The organism is Carboxydocella sp. JDF658 (assembly GCF_002049395.1).
GTDB lineage: Bacteria > Bacillota.
This window is the reverse complement of sequence record NZ_BDLR01000090.1, coordinates 1-7,964: the sequence shown is the minus strand read 5'-3', so window position 1 is coordinate 7,964 and position 7,964 is coordinate 1. Positions and strand designations below refer to the sequence as shown.

Below are 7,964 nucleotides of genomic sequence, written 5' to 3'. Positions count from 1 at the left end.
TCGGTGAGCACTACGGCATACAGGATCAGTACATTCTTTATATCGGCGGGTTTAGCCCCCGGAAAAATGTTAAAGGGTTAATCAATGCTTTTAAAGAAATTCGAAAAGATGTAGGTTATCCAATCAAACTGGTACTGGTCGGTAAACAGGTAAGGGAGTATGGGGATCTGGTAGTATTAATCGAGGCCCTTGGGCTGGAAGAGGATGTTATTTGGACGGGATTTGCCCCGGTAGAGGATTTACCTTATCTTTATGCAGCGGCTAATCTGTTTGTCTATCCTTCATTCTATGAAGGTTTTGGTCTCCCACCCCTAGAAGCAATGGCCTGCGGAACTCCAACTATTGCTGCTAATACATCCTCAATTCCTGAAGTAGTGGGAGAAGGAGCATGGTTGTTTAATCCCTTTGATTCCATGGAACTGGCAGAAAAAATGTATAAATTGTTAACAGATGCAGATCTTCGCCAGGAGCTGGGTAGGAAAGGATTAATGCGAGCAGGGGAATTCAGCTGGAATAAAACTGCGCTGGAAACCATGGAAGTATACAGGAGAGTACTGGGAAAGCGGGGATAGACAATGCAAGAGCAGGCTCCGCTGAAGGTATTAACAGTTCAGGAAGTGGCCCAGGTTTTAAAAACTGATCGGGAAAAGGTGGAAAAATTAATCGCCAGTGGCCGCTTGCCTGCAATGGTTTTGCCGGGGCAAGAAGTTAGAATCAGGGCGGAGGATCTGCTAACTTTTCTCAAAAACGAAACAGCTCAGTATACTGAATTAAAGCGAAAATATCACAGCTATCAACAGGAAAGGCTGGAGAAGCTGGAAAGGGCCTTACAACAGCTAAAGATAATTCCCGAAAAACTCAATCATGGCCTCCAGGGTGAATTGAATCGGGCGGCAGGAGACTATAGCAGAGTACTAGAGCTAAAAGAGGTTTTTGAAGATATTTATAAATTAACCAGAAGAATTTTAAAGACCCAGCAGCAAGTGGAGAGCAGAAAAAGCTCTGATCATGATGATTACTTTCAGCAACTGGAAATAGAATGGCAGGAGTGGGAAAGGGAAATCGAAAAATGGCAAGACCGTTTTTTGACCAGAGCCAAAAAAGCCGGTAAAAAATTAAATTTTGGCCTGGCTCAGGTATATCAAAATTTGGTACAAATTCTAATAAATGAGTGGGACAAAATAAGAAAAGAAAATTTTTAAAGAAATAAGATTGACAGCGAATTATTCCTTGAGTAAAATAGGGTTTGTCAGTCGGGGCGTAGCTCAGTTTGGTAGAGCGCCATCTTGGGGTGGTGGAGGTCGCTGGTTCAAGTCCAGTCGCTCCGACCAGTATAGTGAAACCTAACCCGGTAAATTGTTACCGGGCTTTATTTTTTGTCAGCATTAGAATTGGTCTGTAATTTATAGAAAATAATAGATTGAGCGAGATATTTTAATATATTGAAAAACAAAAACGGATAATGAAAAATTTCCAATCTTGCATTATTTTTTTCCTGTAGTGCTATAATATAGCTGTGTGTTAGCACTCGATGTTGATGAGTGCTAACAAAAATAATACATAAGGAGGGGTAACATATATGCTGAAACCCTTAGGTGATCGGGTTGTTCTGAAACTGATTGAACAAGAACAAAGAACAGAAAGCGGGATTGTGTTGCCGGACACCGCTAAAGAGAAGCCGCAACAGGGAGAAGTGGTGGCTGTTGGCAGTGGTCGGATTTTGGATAACGGCCAGCGAGTAGAACTGGAGGTTAAAGTTGGGGACAAGGTAATCTTCTCCAAATACGCTGGTACTGAAGTCAAAGTTGATGGCGAAGAATACTTGATTGTCAATGAAAGAGATATTCTGGCTATTCTCTAATATTTACGAGGAGGGGATAATCAGATGGCAGCAAAAATGATCGTTTTCAATTCTGATGCCAGAAAGGCTCTGGAAAGAGGCGTGAACACCCTGGCTGATGCTGTAAAAGTCACTCTCGGTCCACGCGGCCGTAATGTGGTGCTGGAACGGAAATTTGGTTCTCCCTTGATCACTAACGATGGCGTAACCATTGCCAAGGAAATCGAATTGAAGGATCCCTTTGAAAACATGGGGGCCCAGCTGGTAAAAGAAGTAGCCAGCAAAACCAATGATGTAGCTGGCGACGGTACTACCACTGCTACCGTATTGGCTCAAGCCATTATCCGGGAAGGGATGAAAAACGTTGCTGCTGGCGCTAACCCTATCCTGTTGAAGCGGGGAATTGAAAAAGCTGTTGATGCCGCTGTTGCAGAAATCAAGAAACTGGCTAAGCCCATTGAAGGCAAGGAAGCCATCGCTCAAGTAGCAACCATTTCTTCTGCTGATGAAGAAATTGGTCGCCTCATCGCTGATGCTATGGAAAAAGTAGGTAAAGACGGAGTTATTACCGTTGAAGAATCCAAGAGCATGGGCACTTCTCTGGAAGTTGTCGAAGGGATGAACTTTGACAGAGGTTACATCTCTGCCTACATGGTAACCGACACAGAGAAAATGGAAGCCGTGCTGGAAGATCCCTATATCCTGATTACCGATAAGAAGATTTCTGCGATTAAGGATATTTTGCCTGTGCTGGAAGCTGTTATCCGTACCGGCAAACCGCTGTTGATTGTGGCTGAGGATATGGAAGGGGAAGCCCTGGCTACGATTGTGGTCAACAAGCTGCGCGGTGTTCTCAACTGTGTAGCTGTTAAGGCTCCTGCTTTTGGCGATCGGCGCAAGGCCATGCTGGAAGATATTGCTATCCTGACTGGTGGCCAGGTGATTTCTGAAGAGCTGGGCCGCAAGCTGGATAGCGTTACCCTGGATATGCTGGGCCGGGCTCGTCAGGTACGGGTCAAGAAGGAAGAAACCATCATTGTTGATGGTGCTGGCTCTGCTGATGCAATCAAAGGCCGGATTGCCCAGATTAAGAAGCAGTATGAAGAGGCTACTTCCGAATATGATAAGGAAAAGCTGCAAGAGCGTCTGGCCAAACTGGCTGGCGGCGTAGCAGTTATCAAAGTCGGTGCTGCTACTGAAACCGAAATGAAGGAGAAGAAACTGCGTATTGAAGATGCTCTCAATGCTACCCGGGCCGCTGTGGAAGAAGGGATCGTTCCTGGTGGCGGTACCTGCTTCATCAATATCATTCCGGCCCTGGATGCTGTTCAGGCAGAAGGGGATGAATACACCGGAGTTCAAATCATCAAGCGGGCTCTGGAGGAACCGCTCCGTCAGATTGCCAATAATGCCGGGGTAGAAGGTTCTGTAGTTGTAGAAAAAGTCAAGGCCAGCGAAGTTGGTATCGGCTTCAACGCTGCTACCCTGGAATACATGGATATGATTGCGGCGGGTATTGTTGACCCGGCAAAGGTTACCAGAAGCGCGTTACAAAATGCTGCTTCCATTTCCGCTCTGTTGCTGACCACTGAAGCTGTAGTTGCGGAAAAGCCGGAGAAAAAGGATACCCCGGCAATGCCTGGCGGCATGGATGATATGATGTAATTAGCTTGACAGCTGAAAAAAACTGTTGATAAAATATATACTAATTAAATAGCTTCTCGCCACTTTTGGTGAGAAGCTTTTTCTTATCATTATTCAGTCTGCAGGTTGGCAGGACGGTAGGTTAGGAGGAGAAAAAATGCGAGTAGGGGTTCTAGGTCCAGAAGGTACATTTTCACAAATGGCTGCCGAACAATACGCCAGGCGCCGGCATCTGAATTTTCAATTCTTTTATTTTCCAGACCTTGCCCGGGTAATGAAAGCTCTGGTACAGGATCAGGTGGAACTGGCGATTGTACCGGTGGAAAATTCCCAGGAAGGTTCTTTATCTACTACCCTGGATTTTCTTTTATGGCAGGATGGGGTGCAAATCCAGGATGAAGAAGTTCTGGCTGTCCGGCACTGGCTCTGGGGTAAGCCTGGCACCAGACTAGACCAAATTTCCGCTGTACTTTCTCATCATCAGGCCCTGGCCCAATGTCAGGGCTGGCTTAATCGCCGCCTTCCCCAGGCGATTAAGGTGCTAACTACCAGTACCAGTGAAGCCTGTGCGAAAGTGGCAAAATCAGAAGAAAGTCTGGCAGCTATTGCGGCGCCGGTAGCAGGGGCTGCCTATGGTCTGGAAGCACTGGCGGAAGATCTCCAGGATAATAAGAATAACGCTACCCGCTTCCTGGTGCTGGGAAAAGGAAGTCAGAGTTTAAGACCTCAGCCGGGGGAAAAGTGGAAAACTTCCATAGCTTTCGGGACCCCGCATGAACCAGGGGCATTATATCGAGCTCTTGAGCCGTTGGCCAGGCAGGGTTTGAATTTGTGCAAAATTGAGTCCCGGCCGGCCAAGCGCAAACTGGGGGAATATATTTTTCTGGTGGATATTGAAGGCTGTAGTCTGGAACCAGGCCCGGTTTCCCAGGGGCTAATAGAATTAATGGGTCGAGCAGCCTGGGTGAAAATGCTTGGCTGCTATCCGGCTGCTCCAGGGGGTGGAGAAGATGAATGAGCGCCGTCTGGAGGAATTGCGCAGAGAAATTGATAAAGTGGATGAAGCTATCATTGAGTTGCTTGGGCGCAGATTGAAACTGGCCCGGGAGATTGGTCTGATAAAAGGGCACAATCGAAAAATTCGTGACTTGCGCCGGGAGCAGCGGGTGCTGGAACGGGTCAAGTTACAGGCCAGCTTACAGCAGTTTTCCCCGGAAGTGGCAGAAAAAATTTATCGCATACTGATGGACTATTTTGTGAGTCAACAGGAAGAACTGCTGCGTCAGCAGCGACGGCCTTAGGAGGATTAAGATGGCATGGTATCGTACTACCTGTCCGCTCAACTGTTTTGACAGTTGCGGGATACTGGTGGAGATAATTGATGGCAAAATCAATAATTTTAAAGGGGATCCGGCTCATCCTATTACCAGGGGATTTATCTGTAGCAAAGGGCAAAAGGCTATTAAAAGGCATTTTAGCCCGGACCGCCTTTTGTACCCATTAATAAAATCAAAAAAAGGTTTCAAGAAAATCGACTGGGAGTCCGCTCTTGCCCTCTGGGCAGAAAAAATCGAGCAGGCTCAATCCGATTATGGGCCTACTTCTTTGTTGCATATAAATGATTATGGCCACAATGGGCGCCTGAAAAATCTGGAACACAGATTTTTTCGGGCCTTAGGAGGTTATACTGTACCCACTGGTAGTATGTGCTGGGGCAGTGGTTATCAGGCCCAGAAGGAGGATTTTGGAGCCCTTTATTCCCACCCCTGGCTGGATTGCTGCCAGAGTAGACATATTGTGCTCTGGGGTCGGGACCCGGCTTTTACCAACATTCACCTGATTCCGATTTTAAAAGAGGCTCAGCAAGGTGGAGCCAGGATTGTTGTTATTAATCCTGTCAAAACTTTAACTGCCGATCTGGCTGACCTATTACTTCAACCCAGGCCTGGAACCGATGGCGCTCTGGCATTAGGGGCACTCCATGTTTTACTGTCTGAAGGCTGGTATGATGCTGAATTTGTGGCTCAACGCGTTAATGGGTTTGAAGGACTGGCAAAGGTAGCAGTCAACTGGACACCAGAGCGTACCCAGGAAGTAACAGGGGTACCGGCGGAGCTGGTGCGGGAACTGGCTCGTATTTATGGTAGAGGCCGACCGGTAGCCACATTTTTTGGTTATGGTTTACAGCGTTATGCCAATGGCGGTCAGACGGTTCGCTATATTGATGCTCTCTGTGGTTTGTCTGGCAATATCGGTATCAGTGGTGGAGGGGCTAATTATGCCCATCAGTACTGGCAGGGGTTGCTGAATGACATTAAAGGGGAAAATATCTTTGCAGAAGTGCGGGAGTTTTCCTTCCCTACCCTGGCCCAGGAGATATTATCTGCTCAGCCCCCTATTCAGGTTATATCAGTAGCCAGGACCAATCCGGTTTGCCAGCTGCCCAATACCAGTGAAGTGCTGAGGGCCTGGCGGCAGGTTCCTTTTAAAGTAGTAATGGATTTGCAATTAACCGATACAGCAGAGCAAGCTGACCTGGTTTTACCGGTAGCCGGATTTCTAGAAACGCCTGATGTGATCGCCACTTCCTGGGGGGATTATATCGGCGCAGTGCCGGCTCTTATCTCACCTCCTGATACTGTAAAAGATGAGGTGGAAATCTGGACAGAACTGGCCCGTCGGCTGAACAAACTCTCTGTTTTTGGTGAAAGAACAGCAATGGAGTGGATTCACTGGTTACTGGAGCCACTCCGGCCTTATGGAATTACCTGGGATAAATTGATTTCCGAAGGTGCCTGTATATGTCCGGTTATGCCGCAGGTAGCCTGGGCGGAGCGGAAATTCGCTACCGCAAATGGCAAGATGAATCTGATTAACGAAGAATGGCAATCTCCCCGGTATTATCAGGATCCGGAGGAATTTCCACTGGTCCTGCTTACTCCCCATCCCAAAGGGCAGTTACACTCCCAGTTCTTTCGGGAGAGAGAGGATGCTCAGGAGGCATCTCTGCCACTGGTAGAGATTAATCCTGCTGAAGCCCAAAAACGGTATGTGCGCAATTACGATCAGGTTATTATTGAGACCGGTTATGGTCAACTGGTAGCCAGGGTTTCCCTGACGGAAAGGGTTCCGACCGGTATAGCCCTTTTGCCCGAAGGCTGGTGGCTCAAGGATGGGGGAGGAGTAAACTGGCTTACCCCCGCTTTCGCTCCTGATTTAGGGGGCGGGATTCCCTATTATGATGTAAAATGTGAAATTCGCAAATGGCATATAGATTAGGAATTTATCACTCCCCTGTCTCATATAGCTGTTAACAGAGACAGGGGGGTATTTTTTATGTCCAGAGTTATTGAGCTTTATGAAAAACATTTGAATCCATCCTTAACCCGCTTACAGCGCTTGCTAGGTTTGGATCTGGTAGAAAAGGCAGCCAGGGGCTGTTGGATTTTTACCGAGGATAACCGGGCCTTTCTGGATTTTCTCGGCGGATATGGAGTTTTTTCTCTTGGTCACTGTCATCCCAGGGTAATAGCAGCTGTTAAAGAACAGATGGAGCGTTTGCCGCTGGGAAGCAAAATGTTCTGTCACGAACCAGCAGCTTTATTGGCAGAAAAAATCTGTGCCACTCTTCCGCCGGTCCTGAACAAAGTCTTCTTTTGTAATTCCGGGGCTGAAGCTATTGAGGGAGCTTTGAAAATAGCCCGGCTGGCAACAGGTAGAAAGAAGATTGTGGCGATGCAAAATGGATTTCATGGTAAGACCCTGGGGGCCTTAAGTGTAACCGGGCGGGATATCTACCGGGAGCCCTGTATGCCTTTACTGCCGGAAGTTTACCATATACCATTTAATGACCTGGCCAGAGCCGTTGAGGTCATTGACAGAAAAACAGCGGCGGTAGTGCTGGAGATAGTCCAGGGCGAAGGGGGAATGAGGGTAGCAGACTTCTGGTATTTGCGGGAACTGGCAAGTCACTGTCGGAGCCAGGGAGCCCTTTTAATCATAGATGAGGTACAGACTGGATTGGGAAGAACTGGAACCTTCTGGGCATTTGAGCAGGCTGGTGTCCTGCCGGATTTGATCACCAGTGCCAAAGCCCTGGGGGGTGGGGTATTACCAGCAGGAGCCATTCTGGCCCGGGAAGAAATCTGGCAGATATTTGAGGAAAATCCTTTAATTCATACTTCGACTTTCGGGGGGAATCCTCTGGCCTGTGTTGCAGGGATAGCCACTCTGCAGGTTATTGAAGAAGAAGGACTGGTAGAGAGCGCGGCAGTATTAGGTCAAAGGTTAAAAACAAACTTGTTACAGTTGACAGCAGGATTTGCACAGATCATTAAAGAGGTAAGGGGCTTAGGGCTAATGCTGGGACTGGAGCTGGTAGATGAAGGGTTTGGGGGGTATCTGATCCAGGCCCTGCTCAACAGGGGAGTACTGGTAGGTACTACTTTAAATAACACCAGGGTTATCAGGCTGGAACCGC

General features: G+C 47.6%; 8 protein-coding genes and 1 tRNA gene. All 9 read left to right on the top strand.

The window, feature by feature from the left end; translation table 11 throughout:
• A partial coding sequence (locus tag JDF658_RS14860; protein ID WP_242946662.1) for a glycosyltransferase family 1 protein occupies window positions 1-572 on the top strand: 572 nt, incomplete at its 5' end.
• A 3-nt stretch (window positions 573-575) separates the two neighbouring features.
• On the top strand, window positions 576-1,202 hold the full coding sequence (locus JDF658_RS11310) for a helix-turn-helix domain-containing protein (RefSeq protein ID WP_079907710.1): 627 nt from the start codon (window positions 576-578) through the stop codon (window positions 1,200-1,202).
• Between the two features lie 52 nt (window positions 1,203-1,254).
• Window positions 1,255-1,331 (top strand) — tRNA-Pro (locus tag JDF658_RS11305).
• Window positions 1,332-1,579: 248 nt separating this feature from the next.
• A complete protein-coding gene (gene groES / locus JDF658_RS11300; RefSeq protein ID WP_078665482.1) occupies window positions 1,580-1,861 on the top strand; it encodes a co-chaperone GroES in 282 nt (93 codons plus the stop codon).
• Window positions 1,862-1,885: 24 nt separating this feature from the next.
• On the top strand, window positions 1,886-3,505 hold the full coding sequence (groL, locus tag JDF658_RS11295; RefSeq protein WP_078665483.1) for a chaperonin GroEL: 1,620 nt from the start codon (window positions 1,886-1,888) through the stop codon (window positions 3,503-3,505).
• Window positions 3,506-3,641: 136 nt separating this feature from the next.
• Window positions 3,642-4,502, top strand: a complete 861-nt coding sequence (gene pheA / locus JDF658_RS11290) for a prephenate dehydratase (RefSeq protein WP_078665484.1) — start codon at window positions 3,642-3,644, stop codon at window positions 4,500-4,502.
• A complete protein-coding gene (locus tag JDF658_RS11285; RefSeq protein ID WP_078665485.1) occupies window positions 4,495-4,785 on the top strand; it encodes a chorismate mutase in 291 nt (96 codons plus the stop codon). The genes pheA and JDF658_RS11285 overlap by 8 nt, the downstream gene beginning before the upstream one ends.
• Window positions 4,786-4,795: 10 nt before the next feature.
• Window positions 4,796-6,763 carry a molybdopterin-dependent oxidoreductase gene (locus JDF658_RS11280; RefSeq protein ID WP_079907708.1) on the top strand — a complete coding sequence of 656 codons (1,968 nt, stop codon included), beginning with the start codon at window positions 4,796-4,798 and terminating at the stop codon, window positions 6,761-6,763.
• Window positions 6,764-6,820: 57 nt separating this feature from the next.
• Window positions 6,821-7,964 (top strand): aspartate aminotransferase family protein (locus JDF658_RS11275; protein ID WP_079907707.1); only part of this gene is annotated, 1,144 nt, incomplete at its 3' end.

Bases quoted from the DNA above. Each gene is read 5' to 3' on its own strand.
- JDF658_RS11310 (WP_079907710.1), top strand. From the start codon at position 576: ATGCAAGAGCAGGCTCCGCTGAAGGTATTAACAGTTCAGGAAGTGGCC.
- groES (WP_078665482.1), top strand. From the start codon at position 1,580: ATGCTGAAACCCTTAGGTGATCGGGTTGTTCTGAAACTGATTGAACAA.
- groL (WP_078665483.1), top strand. From the start codon at position 1,886: ATGGCAGCAAAAATGATCGTTTTCAATTCTGATGCCAGAAAGGCTCTG.
- pheA (WP_078665484.1), top strand. From the start codon at position 3,642: ATGCGAGTAGGGGTTCTAGGTCCAGAAGGTACATTTTCACAAATGGCT.
- JDF658_RS11285 (WP_078665485.1), top strand. From the start codon at position 4,495: ATGAATGAGCGCCGTCTGGAGGAATTGCGCAGAGAAATTGATAAAGTG.
- JDF658_RS11280 (WP_079907708.1), top strand. From the start codon at position 4,796: ATGGCATGGTATCGTACTACCTGTCCGCTCAACTGTTTTGACAGTTGC.